The organism is Janthinobacterium sp. 75 (genome assembly GCF_004365495.1).
GTDB lineage: Bacteria > Pseudomonadota > Gammaproteobacteria > Burkholderiales > Burkholderiaceae_D > Janthinobacterium.
On record NZ_SORD01000001.1, the window covers coordinates 5,157,300 to 5,180,695 of the forward strand.

Consider the following 23,396-nt stretch of genomic DNA (forward strand, 5'->3'; position numbering starts at 1 on the left):
GTCTAGCCCAACACGCGGTTGGCATCCCACACGCGCAGGATCTGCGTAATGGCTGCATCAAACACGGCGTAGGCCACGCCATCGCGGGCCTGGATGGAGACGCCCGACAAGAAACTGTCGAAGACAGCCGCCAGCGCGTACGCGTCTATACCCGCCCGCAATTCGCCACTGACCATGCCACGCTCGACGCAATGCACGAAGCCGCTGCGCGTGCGCGCGCGCGATGCCGTGAGCGGCTCGGCCACGGCCGCATGTTCGGCCGTCGGCGCGCTCATGCAGCCGAGCGCCACCATGCAGCCGGGAGGGTGACCCGGCTCGGACTGCATGCTGGCCGACTGGCGCAAGGCCAGCTCGATGGCCGCGCGCGGCGCCATGCCTTCGTCCCACAAACACTCCGTCACGCGCGCAAAGGTATCCAGGTAGCACTGCGCCGCCTCGCGGAACAACGCTTCCTTCGAGCCGAACGCCGCGTAAAAGCTGGGCGCGGAAATGCCGCCACCCAGGCTCGCCTTGAGCTGGCTCAAGGACGTCGATTCATACCCTTGCTGCCAAAATAAAAACATGGCCTGCTCGACCGCTGCCTGCCGGTCAAACGTGCGCGGCCGTCCCATTTGCGCCATCCATCGCTCCTTCTCATCTACTTAAAAGCTACTTACATACTACTCGATACAAAAATCGTTGACAACGCTGCGCCCCATCACCTATATTTGTACCGATCGATACATATATACCACAACGACGCTCAGGGGCATTCCTGCGCCTGGCCGACTCGTCACACTTCCAAGGATATTCAGCTTTGCATCACGTCACGCTCACCACCGGACCCAGCCCAGCGCTGGCCGACCGCCTCCCCGTCTCGGGCCTCCTGGCCCTCGCAATGACGGGTTTTATCTGCATCGTCACGGAAACCTTGCCCGCCGGCTTGCTGCCGCAGATCAGTGCGGGACTCGGCATCAGCGCCGCGATGGCCGGGCAAATGGTCACGGCCTATGCCCTCGGTTCCTTGCTGGCAGCCATTCCGCTTACCATCGCCACCCGCGGCTGGCGACGCCGCAAGGTGCTGTTGCTCACCGTCATCGGCTTTCTCGTGTTCAATACCGTCACGGCCCTGTCATCCCACTACTGGCTGACACTGGCGGCCCGGTTTTTTGCCGGCATGGCAGCCGGGCTGGCGTGGAGCTTGCTGGCCGGCTATGCGCGGCGCATGGTGGCGCCGCAGCAGCAAGGCCGCGCCCTGGCGCTGGCCATGGTGGGCGCACCCGTCGCCCTGTCCCTGGGCGTGCCGTTGGGCACCTTGCTCGGTTCGCTGGTCGGCTGGCGCGCAGCATTCTGGATCATTTCCGCACTGACATTGATCCTCATCGCCTGGGTGCTGGCGAAGGTGCCGGACTACCCCGGCCAGTCCGTCCATGAGCGCATGCCCCTGCGCCGCGTCTTCACGACGCCCGGCGTGCGTCCCGTGCTGGCCGTCGTCATTGCCTGGATGCTGGCGCACAACATTCTCTACACCTACATCGCCCCGTTCGTGGCGCCTGCCGGATTGACGGGCCGCATCGACTTGGTCTTGCTCGTCTTCGGCGCCGCCGCCATGGCTGGCATCTGGATCACGGGCAAGCTGGTTGAACGCCACTTGCGCGCCACCGTACTGTCCAGCCTGGCCATGTTCGCCGGAACAGCCCTCGTGCTGGGCGTCGCGTCACATCTGCCTGCCGTCATCTACCTAGGCATGGCCGTCTGGGGTCTGAGCTTTGGCGGCGCGGCAACGCTGTTGCAAACGGCGCTGGCCGACACGGCCGGCAGCGGCGCCGACGTGGCCTTGTCGATGAATGTGGTGGCGTGGAATGGAGCGATTGCGGCTGCGGGCGTGGTGGGTGGCACCCTGCTGGAAACCTGGGGCGCGGGCGCCTTCCCATGGACCATGCTTTCCTTGCTCGTGCTGGCTTTCGTGCTCGCCTGGTCGGCCTGCAAACATGGCTTCCGACCGGGACGGCGCAGCGGTAACGCACCCGCCGCCGGGCATTGAAATAGCTGCCGTTTAATCAGCCGCCGGCACCGTCACGATGCGGGGCACATGGCCTGTATGCGCGAGGAAACTGACCAGGGCGGCGTGCGACAGCGCCACCGTGGCCGTGTTGCGCAGCGGATGGGCTTGCACAAATTCAGCTTCCCACACGGCCTGGTCCAGCACCAATTCCACCGCCTGCGCGCTGTCGTGTATCAGGGCAAACAGGCTGACGGATCCGGGCGTGATGCCCAGGTGCTGCTGCAGGCGCTGGGGCGAGGCCATGCTCAGCTTGCTGGCCGGCAGCAAGCGCCCCAGCGCAGCCAAGTCGATGCGCTTGTCGAAGGGAACGATGACGAGCAAATGCCGGCGGCCCTTCTCGTCGCGTACGAACAGGTTTTTCACCATCAGGCCCGGCATGGCCGGCACGTGAATCAGAGCTTCATCGATGGTGTGCACGGCCGGGTGCTCGGCCAAAGTGTCATCACCGGCGTTGCTTGCCAGCCAGCGGGAAAGGGTTTCATGCATTGTGCTTCCTCAACTCGGCGCGATGAGCAATTGTAGCGGGTCGCTGCTTCGTTAGCTGGCTGTCACCGTCAAGGTGTTTTCTCAGCCTCTTCCCTGTCGGCCGCCGCCAGCCCCCAGTCATTCCAGCCTTCTCCAAACAGCTCGATCGGATGCTGCGTGCGCTCGGAACCATTGCCGCAGCGCATGGCGTCCGGCGGACAATACTTGTCGCAGCCCCAGCAGATGCGTTCGGGGTTCTTGGGGTTCAAGGGAAAAGGCTTGGCCATGGGAGGGGCGACGGAGTCGGTTGAGGTCTTACTGTTGACTCTAGGCCAGGCGCAGTCGGCGGTCAAATGCATTTCGGTGGGAAACTTGTCCGGAATCAATTCTGCGCAGATGGGTGGTGTGGCGGCAAAGCGCAGTACCCTGCCAGCACGATACGCGCGACATTGACACTGCCATCAGTGTCCCGCTTTGATGCTTTCCCGCCACGGGTCGGAGGGGAACAGGCCGTGGCTGCCTTACAGGCCCAAGTGGGGTCTGGGCTAGCGTCTTGGCGAGGCGAGCGGGGTCTTGTGCCAGCGTTTCGGCGAAGGTGTAGAGGCGTTTCTTAGGGGCGCAAAAGTGCCTGGAAGCGCTCACTCAATGTTTGCGCCGAATGACGTATGCATTGCCGGCAGCTTCAAAACCAAGCGTCGGATAGTAGGACATGGCATCGGGAGCGGAGAGCAATATGAGGGACACTTCGTCGCCGATGACTGCCTGGGTGCGCTTGACCAGCTCTTTGCCGATACCAAGGCCCTGGTATTGCTTGTCTACCGCCAGGTCCGAGAGATAACAGCAATACGCATAGTCGGTCAGCGACCGGGCCAGCCCCACGAGCTCGCCATCCACCCATGCCGACAGCAAGAGGCAAGGCGCGGCAAACATGCGCGCGATTCTCGGGAGCTCGCTGGTGGGCCGCTTGATGCCGGAATGATCGAAGACACGAACAACATCCAACGGATCAAGAGGAAAGTTATGACGATACTCGACAGTGATATTTTTCATCGGTTCACGGGTGCAAGGATATCGCCCATGCGAAATCTCTTCTATGCAAATAGTATAACCAGGCAGCGATGGTCCAGGCATGTGGACGATACGACATAAGTGAAAAGTCGGGTCCCTGGCGCCGATGCTTGAGCGCCAGCGTCGAGAACGAGAGGCGCCAGAGGCTCGATGCTGCCAACGACCACATCGCCGGCATGCCGCCACGCTTATTCAAGCGCCCCCAATCTGTTAAAATAGTTCAAAAATTTAGTGATTAGATCATGAATAACCCGTATTTTTTAGCCACAAGGAATGTGCTTAGCAAATGAAAGCCATTATATTCTGCACCAGCTTTATAAAAGATGCCCCATCATGGGAAAGCCGGTATCAACGGTGGCTCGATTATTACGAAGACATACCAATCAATGCAATAAAAAAAATAATGATTGACGATGGCTCGCCATTTCTTCCGCCCGCCGAAATCATCAATACAATTTCCCATAGCGCTCCGCTGGCTTCAAATACAGATAAAAATCTCATCATTCGCTTCGATAACAATCTTGGACGACAAAGCGGGGCTGACTACCCTGGCTGGTGGCGCAGTTTTCTCCACTCGGTCAAGGTGGCCAATGAATTAGGCGTGGATAAAATCATCCACATCGAGTCTGACGCCTATATCATGACGCCTCGCCTGGTAAATTTCATCAATGTAATAGAATCAGGCTGGAATGTCCTGTGGTCGCCGCGCTATCGATTCCCGGAAACGGCCATTCAAGTCATCTGCAGAGATCAGTTTGGAATTTTTGAAAAAATCAAAGACGACCATCCAGATTATTCTTTCCCGGACATTGCGGAGAGACTGCTTCCTTTCACGGCTGTACACCAGCAGTTCAAAGGGGACCGCTACAGCGATTTTACGAAAAACAGATGGATATTTCGTTCGCGAAAATTCAACAAAATCCCAATTTTCAAACATGTATTTTTCTGGGAAACGATACCGCCGGATGCGGACTTTGTCACACAAGGCATTAGCCGCCAACAATTCGTATTCAGACGGAATGAAGAAGCCTGACTTTGTCATGGCGTGGAACACGCCAACGCGCACATGCCAGGCCATGGCGCAATAAGCGCTTCCGTCATGCGGGCAGGGGCTGGCGCGTCGTGCGGTGCCAGCCGTGCCATAGACAAGACGCATGCCCACAATTAACACCCATCAAGACCGGGGCGCTCAGGTCACGCAGCAGGCACGCTGAAACCTGTCTGATAAAGAGAAAACTTGGCAAGGATTGTAAATATGTTGCTACCGTTACGATTGAATAAACGCCTGTACGCCGCCCTTGCCGGCTCCTTTTTTTTTGTTGCGGGTACTTCATCGGCACTCGCTAGCACGCTTGACGAAGATCGGACTAGAGGCGACATACATGGATTGTTTGAGATAAGGGATGCAGCTGTAAAGTTCATTGCAGCAGAGAATCTGAAAAATGGAACACGCTGGCAGGCCATGGAGCCGAACCGGAAGATTCTGGTTGCCAAATGTGCCCTATCTTTGCGGGTGGCATGGGTTCCGAAAAGCCATGGCCTGTCTGGGCCGAATGTCGCTGTGATTTGCGACAAGACCGTCAAGCCTACCATGCAAAAGAAATGGCAAGTGTTCGTACCAATCGATAAGAGGCCGATGGCGCATAAATGATCACGGCGGGGGCATGATCGATTTAACTGTCCATGGTCGCGAGGATCAGGCCTGCTGTTTGTACACGACCTGATGTGCTGGACGTCGCAGAATCTGGCTCAGCCGATGAGATAAGCAGAACCGCGAACTCTCGCCTGCGGTGCGCGGAACTGCCTTGGCACTGCCACCACAATTTCGCGCCTGAAATCACCGGCCTAGTGCAAGCGAACAACAGCATATACAATAATCGACTCAGATTTTATTGATGCGACAATACCCCATGAAAATCAACATATTCTTCATTTCCTCCCTGGGAATGCTATCGCTCATTCAAACGCCACCATCCTTCGCGGATAATGTTAACGGGAAAAATCTCTATGTACAGAGATGCGCCATGTGCCACGGAATAGATATCAAAGGAACCGGACCATTGGCGAATAAAAGCACTCCTCCAACACCTGATCTTACAACATCGGCTTTCAAAAAACGACTAAAAGACTATCCGGGCGTCATTGTTTCATCAGTCATACTTCGCCCAAATGGCGACTTGATTCCAAAAACTTTGCGAGAAAATGGCGTAAAAATATCGCCGTACGCATGGAAGGTCCAGGATTTTCGCGATTTAAATCAATACATGAGTGGTGTGATTTCAAAGAGTCGATGATTTGAGATTCGAGGTGGATGCGATGCTCCCGTTGGTGGATTAAGGGCGGTCTGGACCGGGAGGCCCAGCCGTTCGAATCTCACGGCAGGGCGCGAAGGCAGAGAACGAACATCGAAATTCTTCAAAATATCAAGAGTGCGATAAAAAAGCCAGTCAACAGACTGGCTCTTTTCTATGTTGGACTTTCTTGGAACTGTTTTGCATGATCACAAATTTCATACCATGCCGGCTTGGAACCAACATAAACATGAAATTGTATTCTTACCTCAGGGTCATCATCCAGGCAGTTAACTGACACCGGAAATGAATCATTCTCTGAGCCAATTTCCCCCAAAGAAGTCCCGCAGTTTTTGCAAAAAGTTCTGGCGTATTTAAAGGGAGGCTCTGGCTCATATCGTTGAATAAATTCTCGCCCCTCCAGCAAGGTAAATGAATCTTTATCAACGAAGGCCAAGGCACTCGCTCCGGCCTTCCGACAACGAGAACAGTGACACATGCCCATCATGCTTGGAGGGGATGCCAATTCAAACTTTACCGAACCACAGCAGCAACTGCCTTTGATCATGAAGTGTCCTTTTTGAATGTTGACACTGTATTTTTACACAGTACTTCTGGACGAACAAGGTACACCTGGTGGAATTTTTCAGAACCCACAACAGAAAGCACGGTACGGAGCGCGAGGGCTGTGCGGGCGCGAGAGTCAGGGCTTGCCATCCGGTGACCTGGACGAGCGATGCGGCATTCATCGCGTTGACCGCAGACGATGAATGCGCTGCTGACGGCGGTTTGGCGACGCAAACCGGCCAATCCTGTCATGGCGCATTCGGATCAGTGCTCGCAATTCACCGGCAAGGACTGGCGCGATTTCCTGACGGTGCATTGGCTATAGCCCAGCATGGACCGGCGTGGCAACTGCCATGATAATGCTGTCGCGGAAAGCTTCTTCCAGCGTCCAAGACGCGAGCGCATCAGCACAAGCGATGCACTGCTTAGCCGCTGAACAGTCATCATTTGTTTTGATACAGGTCCCAGCGATTTCCGTAGAGATCTTCAAATACCACGACCGTTCCGTACTCTTCCTGCCTCGGTTCCTCACAAAAGTGAACGCCCGCAGCCTTCATGGCACCATAATCTCGCCAAAAATCGTCTGTGTGAAGAAATAGGAAAACCCTCCCGCCACACTGATTGCCAATAAATACCTCCTGCCTGTCGTTTGAGGCACGCGCCAACAAAAGATTACAGTCGCTTTCTGGGTTCGGCGTTACAACCACCCAACGTTTCCCTGCTTGTGGCGTATCTTCGACCACCGTAAATCCGAGTTTTTCTGTGTAGTACTCGATCGCCCGATCGTAATCGTCGACGACGATGGCCACATAGCCCATGCATCTTTTCTGCGTTCTCAACATCCCCTCCTTCCATTTTGGGATGAACCTCCCAGTTACTCGGATTGAGCATAATACCCGCTACAGGCACCGCCTCAACGCCTCTCTGCACGATGGTGGCGCCAAGCCGCCCTTTCATAGGGTTTACGGTCCCAAAACGGCTCAGTATTATGCGGATGAATTTTGCGGGGGGGGAAGCGTTACCCGCACCAGCCGGCGGCGGGGGGGCACCGCTGAATCCTGTCCAGCTCAATGCTTGGATCTGCTTAGCTGCTGAACAGTCACATTTCTTGCAAAAAAAATTATCGAAAACGCAAGGTGACTAGTCCTCGGTACCAGGGCCAATATCAGATCTATGCATCGTGAAATTTTGAGCAAAAAAAATTATTCCCTGATAATCAAGGGCTTACTCTCATCGTTGTGGCGGAAACCGTGTAATGCGAATAAACAGGTTTTATGCGCCTCTTACGAACAATTGAACAACCATGCCTACCAGACTACCTCGCAAACAATTCTCCCCATCGGCAAACTAATATTTCCCGTCTACTCAGGCCGCTTTACGATGAAAGTCACGACAGCATTCGCCCCCCGCACACTCTCTCGCACACTAGCCGCATGGCCGCGCGCATGGCATCATGCGCGCAGCACATTCACTATGGTGACACATGGAGCAATTTCATTTCCTGGTAGGCGAATTCAAAAAGAATAGCCCATTTATGCCTGCCACCGCCAGCGCGCAACTGTTTGCCTGGTTTGAGCAAGTGGGCGAGCGCGTCGACCGCTACGGCAGCAAGACCGGCAAGGTCGTCAAGTTTTCGCAGAAAAACTACGAGAAAACCCTGTTCGCACCTGATGCCGACAGCATCAGCCTGTATTCGCCTCGGGTCGTACCACCCGACAATATAGACGAGTGGGCGAACTGCGACGTTCTTGCCCTGTATTCACATAGCTGTTCGCTGATGCTGGCTATCCACGCCAGCAAGATGCCGCTGGCGCAGCTGTTTCAATGCGCAGAGGGCATATCTGGCTTGCTCGACCATTGCGATTATGTGTACGGCTACAGCGAAACGCTAGGCTATGGTACGGGTTACGCACGCGGCTACCGGATAATCGATGAAGCCCATCCGTATGTACCAGCCAGGCCCGATCCTGGCAATAACTGGGGCGCCATCAAGCGCAAAGGCCTGCAGTATGAGCACATCCGCGACGTTTATCCCATCAGTATTTTCAGCCAGTCCAGGCTCGACGCGCTGCCGCCGGAGCGTCAACAGGCATTGCACAAGGCGATGCAGGCATATGGCAGCAGTCATACGCAAGACGGCAGGACGCACTGGATTTTAAGCGGCGAGGAACAGGCGGCGGCCCGGAGCGATCTGCAAGCGCACGCCATGCTGGGTTCCTTGATCGACAATTAAACCCCATGAGCACGCATCCTCACGCACGCAACCGCTAAGGGCCGCAAGCTGTTGCAGCTTGTATTCTGAACCGGCTTGCGTATTTCCGAATCCCTAGCCCTGGACTGCTCCAAAGTGGACTTCGCGCGCGGCGGGTTTGATTCCCGCCGCCTCCACCACTTAACTTTTTAGAATCAAGTAGTTAGCAAGAAGAAGGCTGTCATTGTTTGGATTTTTTAGAGGCTGTTACAGCGTAGGAATGACACCAAACTGACAGCCTTTTTTCGTACCTCTGTGACTCTGCAACAACAGCAATACCCTCATTTCATTGCCTTGCGGCGCGTTTGGGTCAAGACCCGGAGGGCCACGTGCATAGGAACTTTGTTTTTTGCCAGGTATGCGGCCGCAGTCGCTGTGCCTAGCATGTCTTGAAAAATGACTCCAACGTCGACTTTTTGCGCAGTAAGACCGTCATGCCTTAAACAGTCATAATTTTGGTTAGCTGCAGTAGCTGGTATGGGTGCATCAAAGTTATTAGAGTGCATTTTTGCCCCATTAACAAAGAGAAAAATGTCTCTTCTTATTTGCCTTAAAGATAACTTATATTTCCATTTTTGAGTAAATATTTTATTTAATCAAGTTTTTGAAGCAGTAAAAATTTAACTATCAAAAGGCTATGAAATCATGCAGATAAGAACGCGAGGAGGCACAGGAGAAAAACACCTATTATTGTAGCCAGAGTACACCGCTACGCCCCCTGCAACTCCCCTGGCCAGTATCGAATGGGCATAGGCTGTGGGGCTACAATACAGCCCCGTCAGGGCACAAGAATCAGCGTTCCCACCATCGCACCACGCGCGCGAAAATCCGTTCAAAGTGCGCCAAAAACCGTCAAAACGCACGCCCACCTCTTCGCCCCGCCCCGCCAGTGCACATGCGCCTTCGGCCATGGCGCAGATTTGAGTCAAAAGAGCCCTATATAGCGGGCAGAATCTGGATGCCGTCCTTCTTGCCGTTCGGCCCGCGTACATGAACAGTTCACGGAAGTTGCCCGGCCCCTTGCTGTCGCGCATGGTCTGGCGCAGCTTGTCCACGTCCTGGGTGTCGGCGGCGACGTCGGCCATGTATAGGAGGAAACCGGCGTGCGGGCCGTTCTTGTAGCACTTGCTGAGGAACAGGACGCGAGGGGCAATTCTGGCATTCAGATACAGACTTGTGCATTGCGTGCCGTGAAAGCTGGGCGCGCGATATCGTTCCGTACGCAATGTTTTTTTCACAACCACGCAACGTACTGTTTTGGCGGCCACATACATATGATGCGGAAACAATTTTGCTGTGCAAAGACAACGTTGCAAAGCATGCGTTAGCCCAAGCTAACAGCGTTCTATCGCAAGCTTGGGAAGCTCGACAAGGAACTCAACAACCATGCGGGCTTTCGGCCCGTTTCTGCTTCGTAAAAATGACATTCTAACGGCCGTATAAGCAGCCATCTATACGGTGCATTTTACGTTTGTGGAGCGAACTATTCAGACCAAAGGTACCGATCCACATACTGCTTTGCTGATTTAACTTATAGGTAATATAGAAGGCGGTAAAAAAAATGATATCAAATAAATGCGACTCCTCAAGATCAGTGGAGTAATCGCATCACGCCCCTTGCCTGCGACGAGCTCAGGCTAGGGGGGCGATATTTGCACTTTTCCTTCGACTATTTCAACGGTACTTCCACGCCAAACATAACCGACTGGGTACGCCCGCTATCGATACTCAGATTGCTGTTGTAGTCCAGAGTCAGTGTCGTACCGTTCGACAGCAGCAGCTTCATGCCCAGCCCCGCCGTCCAGTTGCCCGTCTGCTGCGGCAAGGTGCGGATCACATATACGGGACCGTCCGCCGCCAGGTCGGCATACGCCAGGCGCGCATCATCGGCGCCCTGGAACTGGTGGCGGTACTCGAGCCGCGCACGCGGGAACCACGTGCCCAGGCCGCCGACATAGATGCCCTCGGCTCGCACGCCCAGCGCGCCGATGCGCGAACGCACGGTCTGCTTGAAGTAGCTCAGGGCATTGATGCCCGCCGCCTTCTCCGTGTACGGATCGAGCTTGGCCGACATCAGTTCCACGCGGCCATATGGGGACCACATCCAAGTTTCATGGCGCATCTCGATACCGCCGACGACTGCACCGAACACTTGCTTGCCGTCGCGTTCACCCGTGGCAAAACCGCTGCCATCGCTCAGGTAACGCGAGGCGTCGTATTGCAATGTGCCGTAGCCGAGCACGCCATCGACAAAGACACCCTTGCTCGGACGCAGGCTGCCATACACGGCCGCCACGGCGCTGTCGGCCGTACTGCGGCTGCCGTTCTGACCCACGTCGCTGCGGTCATGGCTGAAACCGGCACCCACGCCCAGGGTCGCCAGGTCGCTGAGGCGGTAATCGCCGCCCACACTGACGCCATTGGTGCGGAATCGGAAGCCCGTCTCGCGGCCCTTCACATAATGCTGGCCGAAATCGACCGCGCCACCAAGCCACAGGGACAGGGCCCGTTTCTGTGCGTCCGGCTTTTGCGGCATGTCCGGCAAGGCGGCTGAGTCCGCCTCGGTACCGCCTCTTGCTGCCCCCGGCTGCTGTACACCCGTTTTCAGGGTGGTGCGACGTCCTTGTTTACGTGGATTCGTGCCGAAAGCTCGGTCTGCTTCCTGCTCCTGCCAGCGCGCCAGCGCCGCCGTCGGGTTGCCACTATCGTTCGGCGGCGTCATGCTCAGGCCGAAGTTGGAACGTCCCCAGCCGTCACCATGCAGGCTTTCCAGGCGCTGCGTGAAGTTCGACAGCTGCGCGCTGGCGAAGCGCCGCGCCGCATCGGCTTGCGCCGCCTGCAAGCCGATCACTTCCGGATCGACCGACGGATCGCGACGCGCCGTCACGGTCACGTTGACCACGCCCGGTTTCGAGGTGGCAAAGGCATTGCTCAGGGTGTAGCTGACGACAGCCGCGCCGGCAAACTTGCCCGACGCAGCAAAGCTCAGCTGGTACGACGGCTTGCCGGCCGTGCCCACGTCGCGCACCTCCGCCTTGCCCGCCTCCGCCGGCGTGACGCTGAGCACATTGGCCGCCGTGAACGGACCGCCCGTGGCGCCCGCAGTGAGATCGACGGTCACCGTCAGGCCGGCCACCACCGTGGCGCTCTGGTCGAGCACTTGCGGCATCGGATTGACCCTGATCGTCGATTTCACCGGCGCCGAAGTGCCGAACACGTTCGACACGGTGTAGCCGATGCTGATGTCGCCGCTGGTATTGATGCCTGGCGTGTAGACGATGTCCAGGCCATTGACCGTCGCCGTGCCGCTGGCGGGCTGCGTGGTGATGGCCACTGCCGTGAACGGCCCACCGGTCGCGCCTTGCGTCACGTTCAAGATCACCGGCGTGCCGGCCAGCACCGTCGCCGTCTTGGCGACCGGCACGGGCACCGGCTGCGGCGCCACCGTCACGCTGACCGTGGCCGGCGCGGACGTGCCGCCAGGGCCCGTGACCGTGTAGCTGAAGGCGTCAGGACCAAAGTAGTCGGCATTCGGCACGTACGTCAACTTGAAGCTCGCGCCCACGGCGCGCGCCATGCGCGCCAGCGCCCCCGTCGACACCACCGTGACGCGCCCGTTCTGCGGCGGCGTGACGATGGTGACGTCGGTGATCGGGCTGCCATCGGTGGAAACGATGGTCAGGCTCAACCCCTGGTTGACCGGGGTGGTCGCCGTTTCATTGGCAATCTGTGGCGGCGCCTGATTCACCTGCAGGGTCAACGCTTGCTGCACCGTGAACTGGTGCGCATCCCTGGCTTGCAAGGTGAAGTTGTAACTGCCCGCCACCGTCGGCGTGCCGCTGACGATGCCGGTCGCCGCATCGAGCGTCAGTCCAGCCGGCAAGGCGCCGCTGCTCAGGGAATACGCGTACGGCGCGACGCCGCCCGCAGCCGTGAACCGCTGGCGATAGGCGTCGCCGGCACGGGTGCCGGCCAAGCTGGACGGTGAGAGCGTCAAGGCTGGCGCGGCTACCACCAGCGTATAGTTTTGGCTAACACTATAAGGTGCACCCACGCCTGTGCTGCTATCCGTGACCTTGATGCTGAAGGAGAAGCTGCCAGCCACATTCGTCGTGCCGGACAGCGTACCGGTGAGCATGTCGAGCACCAGACCGGGCGGCAAATTGCCGCTCACCTCAAAATGATAGGGCGCGGTGCCCCCAGTCACAGTCAGGCTCGCGCCATAGACACTTTCCGCTGTGGGGTTGGGCAAGCTGGCCTGCGCCAGACTAATGGTCGCTGACGCCACGACTAGCGTATATGTGCGGCTTCCGGTAAAACCATGCGCATCGATTGCCTGAATGTCGAAGGTGAACTCGCCACTGGCTGTGGGTGTACCAATCACCTGTCCCGTGATGCCGAGGCTCATGCCAGGCGGCAAAGCACTACCATTCGCCACCACATAGTCATACGGTGCGGTACCGCCTGCCGCTGTCAATTGAACACTATACAATTGAGCAACCTTACCCAATGGCATGCTTGCCGGCCCGACGCTGATCGTCGGCGCGTTGACGGTGATCGTCACGGTGGCAGCACTGGAGGTACCGCTAGCGTTCGTTGCCGTATAAGTAAAGCTGTCCGTGCCCGAATAGTTGACATTTGGCGTGTACGTGATGCTGGTTCCACTAGCCGTGGCTGTGCCATGGCTGGGGGCCGATGCCACCGTCACGCTGGTGGGAGTGCCGCCGCCCAGGTTGAGCGTAATGGGATTGGCGCTGCTATTGGCGGCCACTGTGGCGCTGACGGCATTGGCCACTGGCGCCTGGGCGCCGATCACCAGGGTGTAAGGCTTCGAACCCGTCACGCTGTTGGCATCGGTGGCCGTGATGGTCAGGTTCGTCGTGCCGCTGGTAGTAGGCGTACCGCTAATCGCGCCGGTGCCAGTATTGAGGCTCAGGCCTGCCGGCAAGGTGCCGGCGGTGATGGCGAAGCTATACGGTGCGGTGCCGCCAGCGGCACTGATGGTGGCAGCGTAAGGCGTGCCCGTCGTGCCATTGCCCAGCGAGGCCGGCGTCAAGATCAAGGTGGGTGCGCTGACGGTGATCGTCACCGTCGCTGCGCCGGAGGTACCACCGGCGTTCGTCGCTGTATAGGTAAAACTGTCCGTGCCCGAGTAGCCAGCCGTAGGCGTGTAGGTGATGGCCGTGCCGCTGGCTGTCGCCGTGCCATGGCTGGCGGCAGATGCCACCGCCACGCTGGTGGCAGTACCGCCGCCGAGGCTCAAGGTGATGGGATTGGCGCTGCTGTTAGCGGCAACCGTGGCGCTGACGGCATTGGCCAGCGGCGCCTGGACACCGATCACCAGGGTGTAAGGCTTCGAACCCGTCACGCTGTTGGCATCGGTGGCCGTGATGGTCAGGTTCGTCGTGCCGCTGGTAGTAGGCGTGCCGCTAATCGCGCCGGTGCTAGTATTGAGGCTCAGGCCTGCCGGCAAGGAGCCAGCGGTGATGGCGAAGCTATACGGTGCGGTGCCGCCAGCGGCACTGATGGTGGCAGCGTAAGGCGTGCCCATCGTGCCATTGCCCAGCGAGGCCGGCGTCAGGATCAAGGTGGGTGCGCTGACAGTGATCGTTACCGTCGCTGCGCTGGAGGTGCCTCCGGCGTTCGTCGCCGTGTAAGTAAAACTGTCCGTGCCCGAGTAGCCGGCTGTTGGCGTGTACGTGATGGCCGTGCCGCTGGCTGTCGCCGTGCCATGGCTGGCGGCGCTGGCGATGGCAACGCTGCTGGCGGTGCCACCGCTCAGGTTGAGCGTAATGGGATTGGCGCTGCTGTTAGCGGCAACCGTGACGCTGACGGCATTGGCCACTGGCGCCTGGACACCGATCACCAGGGTGTAAGGCTTCGAACCCGTCGCGCTGTTGGCATCGGTGGCCGTGATGGTCAGGTTCGTCGTGCCGCTGGCAGTAGGCGTACCGCTAATCGCGCCGGTGCCAGTATTGAGGCTCAGGCCTGCCGGCAAGGAGCCAGCGGTGATGGCGAAGCTATACGGTGCGGTGCCGCCAGCGGCACTGATGGTGGCAGCGTAAGGCGTGCCCGTCGTGCCATTGCCCAGCGAGGCCGGCGTCAGGATCAAGGTGGGTGCGCTGACGGTAATCGTCACCGTCGCTGCGCTGGAGGTGCCTCCGGCGTTCGTCGCCGTGTAAGTAAAACTGTCCGTGCCCGAGTAGCCGGCTGTTGGCGTGTACGTGATGGCCGTGCCGCTGGCTGTCGCCGTGCCATGGCTGGCGGCAGATGCCACCGCCACGCTGGTGGCTGCGCCGCCGCCGAGGCTCAGGGTGATGGGATTGGCGCTGCTGTTGGCCGCCACCGTGGCGCTGACTGCATTGGCCAGCGGAGGAGGAGGCGGTGGTGGTGTATATGTATAACCGTTGGTCAGCGTGGCTGTTCCACCTGAAGTTGTAACGATCACATTCACCGCGCCTGCTGCATGGGCAGGTGTCGTGGCGGTAATCGTCGTGGCGCTGTTGACGATGAAGCTGGCGGCTGCAGTACCGCCAAAACTGACTGCTGTTGCACCAGTCAGATTGGTACCAGTCAGTGTCACCGAAGTTCCGCCGGAGCTACTTCCACTGGCAGGGGTAAGCGAAGTCAATGTCGGATTGGCACTACCGGTAACGACTAAGGTATAGGTTGCGACGCCGCCGCGGTTGCTCTGGTCGTTGACTCCGATGGCAAACGTGTAGTTGCCCGCCTTGGTAGGCGAACCATACAGCCTGGTAGTCAAACTGCCAGGGGAAGCGTCTAGTATCAGTCCTGGTGGTAGGCATGGTGTGACACCATCGTAATCGGGGTCGTCGATGTCGCATTCAGCCCACCTGTCGATCGGCCGCCCATCACCATCTAATACCGCTGTGATCGTAATGTTCATCACCTGACCTACCGGTATGGTCGGCAAGACAGTGCCGGACGGTGGCGAGACAATCGTGGGACCTGCTGCTTGCGCGACATTCACAAGCAGCAAGGCTACGAGCAGTAATCCGGCGGACACCATTCTCTTGGTCAGCCAAGGAATGAAGTTGAAAATTGATACTCTCATGAACTCTCCAGACTTCCCCCTCTGATAAAAGGGAGAGTGTCAAAAAAATAACACTTTAGTTAGGCACTATTAGCAAACCTATTGACCATATCTACATCTATTTTTGCAATTATGTAAATTAAAAAAGATTATCACAAAACATTACTTAAAATCTAACACATTATGTTAATTTGAATCTGAGCAAACCTAAGCAATTCCCGACAAACTTTGTCGGAATTACAAATATTATTAACTTGTTAATTTCTCGATCTGCGGAGATATGAATTAAACGTGGATAGGCAAAGTTTCACAATATTGCGTTGTCGCTTGATTTAGCGAGGAACTAGCTACATTAACTCTCTATCAAAGTGCGTCAAAATGCGTCAAATCGCGCGCCCCCTCTTCGCCCCGCCGCGCCAGTCCTCATGCGCCTCCGGCCATGGCGCAAATTTGAGTCAAAAGCCCCCTAACTAGCGGGCAAGTGTGGAGGGGGAAACTGCGTGCGCCGGGCCGAAACCAACCTTTTTCTTGCTCCAAGAGCAACATCAATCGGCGGGACCTGAAAAAGCCGCCTCATGGGCGGCTTGGGTGGTGGCTGGCGCGCTCTGGCGCGGCTGGGCTATCGCGGCCCCGCCCTGCCAGCTATCGCGGCGCGGCGGTCATGGTCAGCGCGGTGCGCCAGTTTGGCATATCCATGAGCCAGTGGACCGCCTCAAACGCTTATGCGACGAATGGGAGCGTGTCTGCATAGGTTCGTCAGCACAGTTCCGTGTAGTTGGTGCCCAAAACTGGCATCTGCGCATCGTGCTCGAGCACGACGGCATCAAGTCCGAACTGGCGAAGGTCATCGAGCGCATCCACGCGCGCCCGCACCGGCCGCGCACCACCTTCATCGTCGCGCTGCCGAATGGTTGCCAGGTCAAGAAGTGGCATTTGCGCCTGCGCTTCGATAGCGCACGGAAAGCTGCAGCCGATCTGGCGCTAAAAGCTGGCGACGAAGAGCTGACCGCCGCATCAAGGCATTCCAGTTCCGCGATATCCGGGCGCGCTCTGCCAGCGACATTGCCGACCTGGGCGCCGCCAGCTCCCTGCTGGGACATAGTGAAAAAGTCATCACGGAAAAGGTCTATCGGCGCATTGGCCAGGCTGTCCGCCCTACCCGCTAGCGGCGAGTTGCGGAAACCATTTCCGCAAATTGGCACCAAGTTGAAACTGATGTTTTACATCAGGGATTTTGCAGTCGACAGCACAAAAAAAATAAGCCCTTGATAATCAAGGGCTTATTTTCATATTTCTGGCGGAAGCGGTGTAATGCAAATATCTAGGTTTTTTGCGGCTTTCAAGCCGCCATATAGCAATCGTACCTACCACGCTACCTACCGGTAAAAATCGCCACAAAAAGTCTTTATGAGCCTGCATCTTCCCGTACACAACAGATAAAGGCCACAACCTGTTGCAACCTGTGTTCCGAACCGGCTTGCGCACCTACGAACCGGTAGCCCTGGACTGGTCCAAAGTGGACTTCGTGCGCGGCGGGTTCGATTCCCGCCGTCTCCACCACTGAATTGTTTAAAATCAAGTAGTTAGCAAGTAGAAGGCTGTCATTATTTGGGTTGTTTTTGGGCTGTTTAAGCCTAAGAATGACAACAAAATGACAGCCTTTTTTTTCGCCTATCGCCGGGCATTCGTGCTCGACCTATGAGGCTAGTGCATCATCGGCCTGAAAAAAACTAGTAGCCTCTAATTTTCAAGTCTTAAAAATACTTCATATATTTCAAATGCTTACACGTAATTTCTTTCCGCACGTAATGTTTCCCCACCATCTTGCAACGTACTGTTTTCACCGCCCCACACGGATGATGCGGAAACGTTTTTTTGTACAAGAGTGGTCTGTACTGCCAGCGTTTTGCCAGTAAATCGACCAGGTTCGCAACATCCATGGTAAGGGTTCGATTCTCACCGTTTCCAGGTCAAGATACCTGATTCCTTGCTTCTTCTAAACTTAGGGAATTGATGTGTCCTGAAATACCATCTTCAAAATAAAACTGAAGCATGCCATCCTCCCGCAAAGTCCACGCATCGACTGCAATATTTCTTCGTGGAAATTTTGAGTTCATGACATTAACCTTGTATTTAACTCCCAGTTGCATTTTCGGTGAGAAAAGGACACTCATCGTCAGGCCAGTTTTAACGAGTCGGCAGATTGTTAATTCCGAATTCAATTTCATAAATTCTCCTACCCTTTTTCAGAATTGTTTTCACATCATCACTTGCTCATTGAAAACGATCTATTGCTTGCCATTTTGCAACTTTTCGCCAAAAAATCATTCTAGTTCACTCAGTAGGCGGTTAAGCAGGCCTTTGCGCTACCAGAACACAATACCACCAAAATTTTATAAGCATGGTGGTCAACGTAAGTTAATACATTGGGACTTTGAATGTGCCCGGCCACAAGGCACAGTCAACCTATTGATATAGATCAACATTATCAGCGTTATTGCTTCGGGCCTACTTCTTCAGCAGATAATGGTATTGCGATATAGCAACGGCAATCTCGATGCTAAGTTCAAGTCCACACACTTGGCGCGGATAAGAGTTCTCCATGACTACCACACTGATAGCAAAACAGTTGCGAAAATAGCTACCATTTAGCAAATATACGAAACAGGAATAGTAGTCGATACGTTAATTTTTTGAGACCTTCACCACAGCTATGTGCTTCCAGGCTACAGAAATCGAGGCATCAGCCTACGCACATGAAGTAATTCGCGATGGAAAGATTTGCACGGTGACAGGTTCACCTATTGAGTCGTGGCAGAGTCCAGCAGTACCTGAAAAAATCTAGAAAATCTAAGGAATTAACGCTTTTTCCAACTTCTTAATTCTTAGGGATTAATGTCATGTATATGGTCTATCTCTCAATTGCTGACCGATATATCTACCAGTGGTCTACGACAGTCACGCATGAATTACAGATTGCACATGCTTCGTTCAAGGAGCTAATAGGATTTCAATTTTTGGCATCTCGACCGTTTCAAGTCACATTGCTGTGCAATGGGAAAATTCTAGCGCATCATCGTTTTGATAGTGCGGCAGGTACTGGTGATGACTGGAGTGATCGCGCGCTCCCAATAGACTTGGAAATGCCAGAATAAATCTCGGCAACCGTAACCTCACCCTAATTGTACATTTACGACCACCGGTAGATCGCGGTCAGCGCGGAATAAGTAAGGCGTGCAGGGCTGCGAGGCAGCCCTGCCAAGGCAAAAAAGCCGCCCGTCCCAATGACGCACCAGCCACACGAGAAAAAACCGCTCAAAGTGCGTCAAAATGCGTCAAATCGCACACCCCTTCTACGCCCCGCCGCTCCAGTCCTCATGCGCCTTCGGCCATGGCGCAAATTTGAGTCAAAAGACCCCTATATAGCGGGCAGGTGTGGAGGGGGGACAACTGCGCGCGCCGGGCCGAAACGGGCCTTTTTCTTGCTTCTGGGGCAACATCAATCATCAGGACGTGAAAAAGCCGCCTCATGGGCGGCTTGTGCGGTGGCTGGGGCGCGCTGGCGTGGCTGGCCTGTCGCGACCCCGCCTTGTCGGCTATCGCGGCGTGGCGCTCATCCTGCGCGGCCGGCGCGTGTCCTCGCCGCGTGTTCCTTATCGTAGTCGTCGCGGCAGTCCACGCCACAGAACAGCAGCGCCGGCGCCAGCGCCTCGTCGCAGTAGTGGCAGCAGCCATGCGCCACCAAGCCCGGCCGGCAGCGCACGGCAGCCAGGCCCCGCGCCACTTCGGCAAAGATGATCTTGTCCGTGTTGTCGACGTGGTCGCTCATTGCGCGCCCTCCCCGCCTGTAGCCAGGTCATACGGGGCGAACTTCACCACCTCCACGCCGGCCCACTCGTTGATCGCCATGAACTGCGCCTGCAGCGGCACCAGTTCATTGCGGGCGAAGACACGCGCGGCAGGCTCGACGGCGCCAAAGCCGCCTGCATTGTTCGGCAGGATGCCCATGAGCTGCGGCGGCACGCGGTGCGCGGCCAGTTGGTCATCGCGCGTCACGCTCTTGATGTTGAAAAACTCGTCCTTGGCGGCCACGTCCGACACGGGCAAAATCTGGATGCCGTCCTTCTTGCCGTTCGGCGCGTACATGAACAGGTTGCGGAAGTTGCCCGGCCCCTTGCTGTCGCGCATGGCCTGGCGCAGGTTGTCCACGTCCTGGGTGTTGGCGGCGGCGTCCGTCATATAAAAGACGAAACCCGCATGCGAGCCGTTCTTGTAGTACTTGCGGCGGAACAGGGTCGCCGCCTCGTTGAGCCAGGCCGATTGCAGCGCGCTCAGGTACTGCGGCACGCCGTACAGCTCCTGGTTCACGTCCGGTTCCATCAGGTGGAACACGCGGCCTTTGTCGAACTGGTGCACGGCCTGGTAACCGTTCACAAAAAAGTAGGTATCCAGATCGACACCGCGCCGCATGTACTTGGCCAGCGCATGCTGATACGCCAGCGCCTTGCCACTGCGGCTGGGCCGGTCTTCCAGGTAGGCATTGCCAAACGTCAGAAAGTCCAGGGCCGTGCGCTTGAAGGCGTCGCGCGACAGGTATTTGCTGGGGATCAAGGTGGACGCCAGCACGTTGGCCTTGAAGTGGATGGCGCTGCTGTGGTGCACGCCCGCGTTGAAGGACTTGGCCAGGCCGGCCAGGTTGACGGGCGGCTCATACCAGTGGCCGTTCTTCCAGCATTCGAAGCAGTCAAGAATGTCGGCGTGCTCGAGCACGGGCGTCGGGTCGCCAAAGGAAAACGCCTCGATGCCGGCGGCGGCCGGCGCCGTGGCCGCTGGTGATGGCGCGCCCTGGGCCTGCTGGCCGCGCGCGCGCAAGTGTCGTGCTTTGCTCAAGAATAAATCTCCATGAAAGATTGGTGGTTGTCGGTCGTGCCTTCGAATGGCTCGTGGTCGAGGGCGTGCATGCAGGCCCACGCCAGGTCGGCGTGGCCGGTTTCATCGGTGCGCCCTGCCACGTAAGTGACGTTGCGCCCGCTGGGGGTGAGGGTCTTGCGGATGGCCATGAACGATTGCGCAATGTCGGTCCAGCCGGCGTCAAACTCCAGCCGCGCGCGGCTGATGATGTTTTTGGCCTTCAAGACCATGCGGGTTTTGACTTCGGGCGAGTAGTTGATGGCGGTGACCGCCGGGAAGAACTGGCGCACGATGGGGAACACGCCGATGCCCATGCCAGTGGTATCAATGCCGATGTATTCGACGTTGTAGCGCTGGGTCATCTGGCGGATTTCTTCCGCATGGTCTTTGAAGTCCTTGCCGCGCCACTGGTGGCGCTCCAGGATGCGGAACTTGCCGCCGGCCGTCATGGGCGGCGCCAGCACCACGCAGCCGGCGCTATCGCCGTTCAAGGCCGGGTCGTAGCCGATCCACACGGGCCGGTTGCCGAACGGGCGCAGTCCCAGTAACGGCTTGTAGTCGTCCCATTCGACCCAAGAGTCCACCATGCAGCGTTGCAGCTCGCCCAGCGGGAAGACCGAGGCCGAGTCGTCGATGAAGTTGCACATCAGCAGGTTGTCGAACTGGTCCGGGCTGTATTCGAAGTTGCGCAGCTCGTCGATGTCGAACAAGTTGCAGCCGCCGCGCTCGGCGTCCAGGATGGTGACGATCTGGCGCCATATCTTGTCCTCGCCCGTAAAACCTGACGACAGGCGCCCATGACTCACATCGATATTCACCTGGTCCGCCTTGGCGCGGCGCTTGTTGAACAGCTCGCCCGTCCAGAACGGATAGGCTTGGTGCGTGGTCGAGGATGGCGTGGAAAAGTAGGTCTTGCGCCACTTCTTGTGGATGGCCATGCCCGAGGCCACCTTGTTCAACTCCTGGAAGTTCTGTGTCCAGAAAAATTCGTCAAAGTAAAAATTGCCGTGGTAGCCCTGCGCCGTGCGTGCATTGGTGCCCAGGAAGTACAGATGGGCGCCGTTCGGCAGCACGATGGGGTCGCCCGCCAGCTCGATGCCGGCCGCCTCGCGCGCGAATTGCACGATGTATTGCTTGAAGACGTGCGCCTGGCTTTTTGAGGCGGACAGGAAAATCTGGTTGCGGCCCGTCGCCATGGCGTCGGCCAGCGCCTCGCGGGCGAAGTACCAGGTGGCGCCGATCTGGCGCGACTTCAAAATGGCGCGCGTGCGCTGGTCGCCGTTGCGATACCAGACCTTTTGATAGTCGAAGAGCGAGTCCTGGAAAGCGTCGAGCAGCTGGATTTTCTGTTCTTCGCTGAAGTCGTTGCGGGTCGGTTTCTTCTTCGGCCCGGCGTTGCGGTTCGCCAGCTTCGGATTGAGATCCACCTCGTTGCCGCCCGGCTGCTCATAGCGGCGCACGCGCGCCATCTGCACGATGGTGCGCGCCAGCAAGTCAATTTCCTTGTAATCGCTGCCGCTCTTGACCTCCTTTTCGATCAGTTTCACCAGGCGCAGCTCAGCCGATGCCTCGACGTGCTCGATAGCCTGCGCCTTGTCCCACTCGTCGCGCTCTTTCCAGCTATTGATGGTGCTGCGCTTGATCCCCAGGTGGCGGGCGATGGATGAAATGCGCCAGCCCTTCCAGTACAGGGCGCGCGCGGCGCGGCGCGGTTCGGATTCGGGCACGGCCAATTCGGCGATTTTCTCGTCGGGGGTTTGTTCGCTTATTTTCTCGATTGTCAGCATGCCGCCAGCGTAGGCCGCGCGCGCGCGGAGCGGGGAAAGGCAAAAGTCGCTATGGCCCATAGCAACCCGCACCGCATTGAATCGCAGCGCCAAGACGTTGACCATGGCGTTATCCGATCAACCGAGACACGCCACCATGCCCAAATCCCAATTCTTTCGCGTCGCCACCGAAGGCGCCACCACGGACGGCCGTAACATCGACCGCGCCACCATCGAGCAGCTCGCCGCCACCTACAACCCCAAGACCTACGGCGCGCGCATCTGGCTGGAGCACATTCGCGGCATCCTGCCCGACAGCCAGTTCAAGGCCTACGGCGACGTGATCGCGGTGAAAGCCGAAGAGGTGGACACCGACAGCGGCAAGAAACTGGCCCTGTTCGCGCAGATCGAACCCACGCCGGAACTGGTCGCCATCAACAAGGCGAAACAGAAGCTTTACACCAGCCTGGAAATCCAGCCCGACTTTGCCGATTCGGCACAGCCCTACCTGGTCGGCTTGGGCGTCACCGACAGCCCGGCCAGCCTGGGCACCGAGGCGCTGAAATTCTCCGCCGGCCGCAAGCAGCAAAGCGACAACCTGTTTACTTCCGCCGTCGAGGTGACGCTGGAGTTTGAAGAGCCGCAAGGCATCAAACTGGCCGACGCAGTGAAAAACCTGCTGTCGCGCTTTTCCAATAAATCCGGCACCGACTCAGCGCAGTTCGCCGACATCAGCGAAGCCGTGGAGACACTGGCCGGCCACGTCGTCACCGCCAACGACAACTATGCGGACGCCGTCAAGCGCCTGGAAAAAACCGAAACCGCCCTGAAGGCCACGCAGGACGAGCTGGCCGCCTTCAAGGCGCAGATGGACGAGGCACCCGGCAACGGCCCGCGCCGCCCTGCCGCGACCGGCAACGATGGCGCCGTGCAGACCGAGTTTTAAGCGCCCGCCCCATCTACCTATCCCCATCAACAA

The 23,396-nt window shown here is 57.4% G+C and carries 18 protein-coding genes and 2 pseudogenes; 8 read left to right on the forward strand and 12 right to left on the reverse strand.

Annotated elements, in window-relative coordinates; translation table 11 throughout:
• Positions 1 to 2: 2 nt before the first annotated feature.
• A complete protein-coding gene (locus C8C89_RS23475) occupies positions 3 to 563 on the reverse strand; it encodes a TetR/AcrR family transcriptional regulator (RefSeq protein ID WP_243858207.1) in 561 nt (186 codons plus the stop codon).
• 314 nt (positions 564 to 877) lie between these two features.
• Between C8C89_RS23475 and C8C89_RS23480 the strand changes: the two genes are divergently transcribed.
• A complete protein-coding gene (locus C8C89_RS23480; RefSeq protein WP_133993639.1) occupies positions 878 to 2,023 on the forward strand; it encodes an MFS transporter in 1,146 nt (381 codons plus the stop codon).
• Positions 2,024 to 2,035: 12 nt separating this feature from the next.
• On the opposite strand, the gene C8C89_RS23485 is transcribed toward C8C89_RS23480, so the two are convergent.
• The 3 genes from C8C89_RS23485 to C8C89_RS23495 all read right to left on the reverse strand — a co-directional run bounded on the left by C8C89_RS23485 (position 2,036) and on the right by C8C89_RS23495 (position 3,559).
• A complete protein-coding gene (locus C8C89_RS23485; protein ID WP_133992841.1) occupies positions 2,036 to 2,530 on the reverse strand; it encodes a prolyl-tRNA synthetase associated domain-containing protein in 495 nt (164 codons plus the stop codon).
• Between the two features lie 68 nt (positions 2,531 to 2,598).
• The gene (locus C8C89_RS23490) at positions 2,599 to 2,796 is read right to left on the reverse strand and encodes a DUF3079 domain-containing protein (RefSeq protein ID WP_133992843.1); all 198 of its coding nucleotides are present in this window, start codon (positions 2,794 to 2,796) and stop codon (positions 2,599 to 2,601) included.
• Between the two features lie 355 nt (positions 2,797 to 3,151).
• A complete protein-coding gene (locus tag C8C89_RS23495; RefSeq protein WP_133992844.1) occupies positions 3,152 to 3,559 on the reverse strand; it encodes a GNAT family N-acetyltransferase in 408 nt (135 codons plus the stop codon).
• Positions 3,560 to 3,863: 304 nt separating this feature from the next.
• On the opposite strand from C8C89_RS23495, the gene C8C89_RS23500 reads away from it, so the two are divergent.
• The 3 genes from C8C89_RS23500 (at position 3,864) to C8C89_RS23510 (ending at position 5,871) form a co-directional block, all read left to right on the forward strand.
• The gene (locus C8C89_RS23500; RefSeq protein ID WP_133992846.1) at positions 3,864 to 4,610 is read left to right on the forward strand and encodes a hypothetical protein; all 747 of its coding nucleotides are present in this window, start codon (positions 3,864 to 3,866) and stop codon (positions 4,608 to 4,610) included.
• 222 nt (positions 4,611 to 4,832) lie between these two features.
• Positions 4,833 to 5,228, forward strand: a complete 396-nt coding sequence (locus tag C8C89_RS23505; RefSeq protein ID WP_133992848.1) for a hypothetical protein — start codon at positions 4,833 to 4,835, stop codon at positions 5,226 to 5,228.
• 259 nt (positions 5,229 to 5,487) lie between these two features.
• Positions 5,488 to 5,871 (forward strand): cytochrome c, encoded by a 384-nt coding sequence (locus C8C89_RS23510; protein ID WP_133992850.1) that lies wholly within the window; start codon positions 5,488 to 5,490, stop codon positions 5,869 to 5,871.
• 172 nt (positions 5,872 to 6,043) lie between these two features.
• Here the strand turns inward: C8C89_RS23510 and C8C89_RS23515 are convergent, their stop codons facing one another.
• Positions 6,044 to 6,436: a GFA family protein gene (locus C8C89_RS23515; protein WP_133992853.1), complete on the reverse strand. Its 393-nt coding sequence runs from the start codon at positions 6,434 to 6,436 to the stop codon at positions 6,044 to 6,046.
• A 198-nt stretch (positions 6,437 to 6,634) separates the two neighbouring features.
• Between C8C89_RS23515 and C8C89_RS23520 the strand changes: the two are divergent.
• Positions 6,635 to 6,841, forward strand: a pseudogene (locus C8C89_RS23520) (IS3 family transposase); the annotation flags it as partial.
• A gap of 37 nt (positions 6,842 to 6,878) precedes the next feature.
• Here the strand turns inward: C8C89_RS23520 and C8C89_RS23525 are convergent.
• Positions 6,879 to 7,253 (reverse strand): VOC family protein, encoded by a 375-nt coding sequence (locus C8C89_RS23525; RefSeq protein WP_243858209.1) that lies wholly within the window; start codon positions 7,251 to 7,253, stop codon positions 6,879 to 6,881.
• Between the two features lie 716 nt (positions 7,254 to 7,969).
• Here C8C89_RS23525 and C8C89_RS23530 point away from each other — a divergent pair.
• Positions 7,970 to 8,668: a hypothetical protein gene (locus C8C89_RS23530; protein WP_133992855.1), complete on the forward strand. Its 699-nt coding sequence runs from the start codon at positions 7,970 to 7,972 to the stop codon at positions 8,666 to 8,668.
• A gap of 963 nt (positions 8,669 to 9,631) precedes the next feature.
• On the opposite strand, the pseudogene C8C89_RS27435 reads toward C8C89_RS23530, so the two are convergent.
• Both C8C89_RS27435 and C8C89_RS23535 read right to left on the reverse strand, forming a co-directional pair.
• Positions 9,632 to 9,825 (reverse strand): annotated as a pseudogene (locus tag C8C89_RS27435) (hypothetical protein); the annotation flags it as partial.
• A gap of 530 nt (positions 9,826 to 10,355) precedes the next feature.
• Positions 10,356 to 15,761, reverse strand: a complete 5,406-nt coding sequence (locus tag C8C89_RS23535; protein WP_347876600.1) for a putative Ig domain-containing protein — start codon at positions 15,759 to 15,761, stop codon at positions 10,356 to 10,358.
• 681 nt (positions 15,762 to 16,442) lie between these two features.
• Here C8C89_RS23535 and C8C89_RS23540 point away from each other — a divergent pair.
• Positions 16,443 to 17,009: a hypothetical protein gene (locus C8C89_RS23540; RefSeq protein WP_133992859.1), complete on the forward strand. Its 567-nt coding sequence runs from the start codon at positions 16,443 to 16,445 to the stop codon at positions 17,007 to 17,009.
• Between the two features lie 701 nt (positions 17,010 to 17,710).
• Here C8C89_RS23540 and C8C89_RS23545 read toward each other — a convergent pair.
• The 4 genes from C8C89_RS23545 to C8C89_RS23560 form a co-directional block, all read right to left on the reverse strand.
• Positions 17,711 to 17,968: a hypothetical protein gene (locus C8C89_RS23545; RefSeq protein ID WP_133992861.1), complete on the reverse strand. Its 258-nt coding sequence runs from the start codon at positions 17,966 to 17,968 to the stop codon at positions 17,711 to 17,713.
• A 1,385-nt stretch (positions 17,969 to 19,353) separates the two neighbouring features.
• Positions 19,354 to 19,569 carry a hypothetical protein gene (locus C8C89_RS23550; RefSeq protein WP_133992863.1) on the reverse strand — a complete coding sequence of 72 codons (216 nt, stop codon included), beginning with the start codon at positions 19,567 to 19,569 and terminating at the stop codon, positions 19,354 to 19,356.
• A complete protein-coding gene (locus C8C89_RS23555) occupies positions 19,566 to 20,612 on the reverse strand; it encodes a phage portal protein (RefSeq protein ID WP_243858339.1) in 1,047 nt (348 codons plus the stop codon). The genes C8C89_RS23550 and C8C89_RS23555 overlap by 4 nt, the downstream gene beginning before the upstream one ends.
• A 14-nt stretch (positions 20,613 to 20,626) precedes the next feature.
• Positions 20,627 to 22,438 carry a terminase ATPase subunit family protein gene (locus tag C8C89_RS23560; protein ID WP_133992867.1) on the reverse strand — a complete coding sequence of 604 codons (1,812 nt, stop codon included), beginning with the start codon at positions 22,436 to 22,438 and terminating at the stop codon, positions 20,627 to 20,629.
• A gap of 136 nt (positions 22,439 to 22,574) precedes the next feature.
• Here C8C89_RS23560 and C8C89_RS23565 point away from each other — a divergent pair, with 136 nt between their 5' ends.
• Positions 22,575 to 23,363, forward strand: coding sequence for a GPO family capsid scaffolding protein (locus C8C89_RS23565; RefSeq protein ID WP_133992869.1), 789 nt, complete (start codon positions 22,575 to 22,577; stop codon positions 23,361 to 23,363).
• Positions 23,364 to 23,396: the final 33 nt, after the last annotated feature.

Excerpts from the sequence above, each read along its gene's own strand:
- C8C89_RS23495 (WP_133992844.1), bottom strand. The coding sequence starts at position 3,559 with ATGAAAAATATCACTGTCGAGTATCGTCATAACTTTCCTCTTGATCCG.
- C8C89_RS23510 (WP_133992850.1), top strand. The coding sequence starts at position 5,488 with ATGAAAATCAACATATTCTTCATTTCCTCCCTGGGAATGCTATCGCTC.
- C8C89_RS23560 (WP_133992867.1), bottom strand. The coding sequence starts at position 22,438 with ATGCTGACAATCGAGAAAATAAGCGAACAAACCCCCGACGAGAAAATC.
- C8C89_RS23525 (WP_243858209.1), bottom strand. The coding sequence starts at position 7,253 with ATGGGCTATGTGGCCATCGTCGTCGACGATTACGATCGGGCGATCGAG.
- C8C89_RS23485 (WP_133992841.1), bottom strand. The coding sequence starts at position 2,530 with ATGCATGAAACCCTTTCCCGCTGGCTGGCAAGCAACGCCGGTGATGAC.
- C8C89_RS23480 (WP_133993639.1), top strand. The coding sequence starts at position 878 with ATGACGGGTTTTATCTGCATCGTCACGGAAACCTTGCCCGCCGGCTTG.
- C8C89_RS23490 (WP_133992843.1), bottom strand. The coding sequence starts at position 2,796 with ATGGCCAAGCCTTTTCCCTTGAACCCCAAGAACCCCGAACGCATCTGC.
- C8C89_RS23550 (WP_133992863.1), bottom strand. The coding sequence starts at position 19,569 with ATGAGCGACCACGTCGACAACACGGACAAGATCATCTTTGCCGAAGTG.
- C8C89_RS23515 (WP_133992853.1), bottom strand. The coding sequence starts at position 6,436 with ATGATCAAAGGCAGTTGCTGCTGTGGTTCGGTAAAGTTTGAATTGGCA.
- C8C89_RS23505 (WP_133992848.1), top strand. The coding sequence starts at position 4,833 with ATGTTGCTACCGTTACGATTGAATAAACGCCTGTACGCCGCCCTTGCC.
- C8C89_RS23545 (WP_133992861.1), bottom strand. The coding sequence starts at position 17,968 with ATGAAATTGAATTCGGAATTAACAATCTGCCGACTCGTTAAAACTGGC.
- C8C89_RS23530 (WP_133992855.1), top strand. The coding sequence starts at position 7,970 with ATGCCTGCCACCGCCAGCGCGCAACTGTTTGCCTGGTTTGAGCAAGTG.
- C8C89_RS23565 (WP_133992869.1), top strand. The coding sequence starts at position 22,575 with ATGCCCAAATCCCAATTCTTTCGCGTCGCCACCGAAGGCGCCACCACG.
- C8C89_RS23475 (WP_243858207.1), bottom strand. The coding sequence starts at position 563 with ATGTTTTTATTTTGGCAGCAAGGGTATGAATCGACGTCCTTGAGCCAG.
- C8C89_RS23535 (WP_347876600.1), bottom strand. The coding sequence starts at position 15,761 with ATGAGAGTATCAATTTTCAACTTCATTCCTTGGCTGACCAAGAGAATG.
- C8C89_RS23500 (WP_133992846.1), top strand. The coding sequence starts at position 3,864 with ATGAAAGCCATTATATTCTGCACCAGCTTTATAAAAGATGCCCCATCA.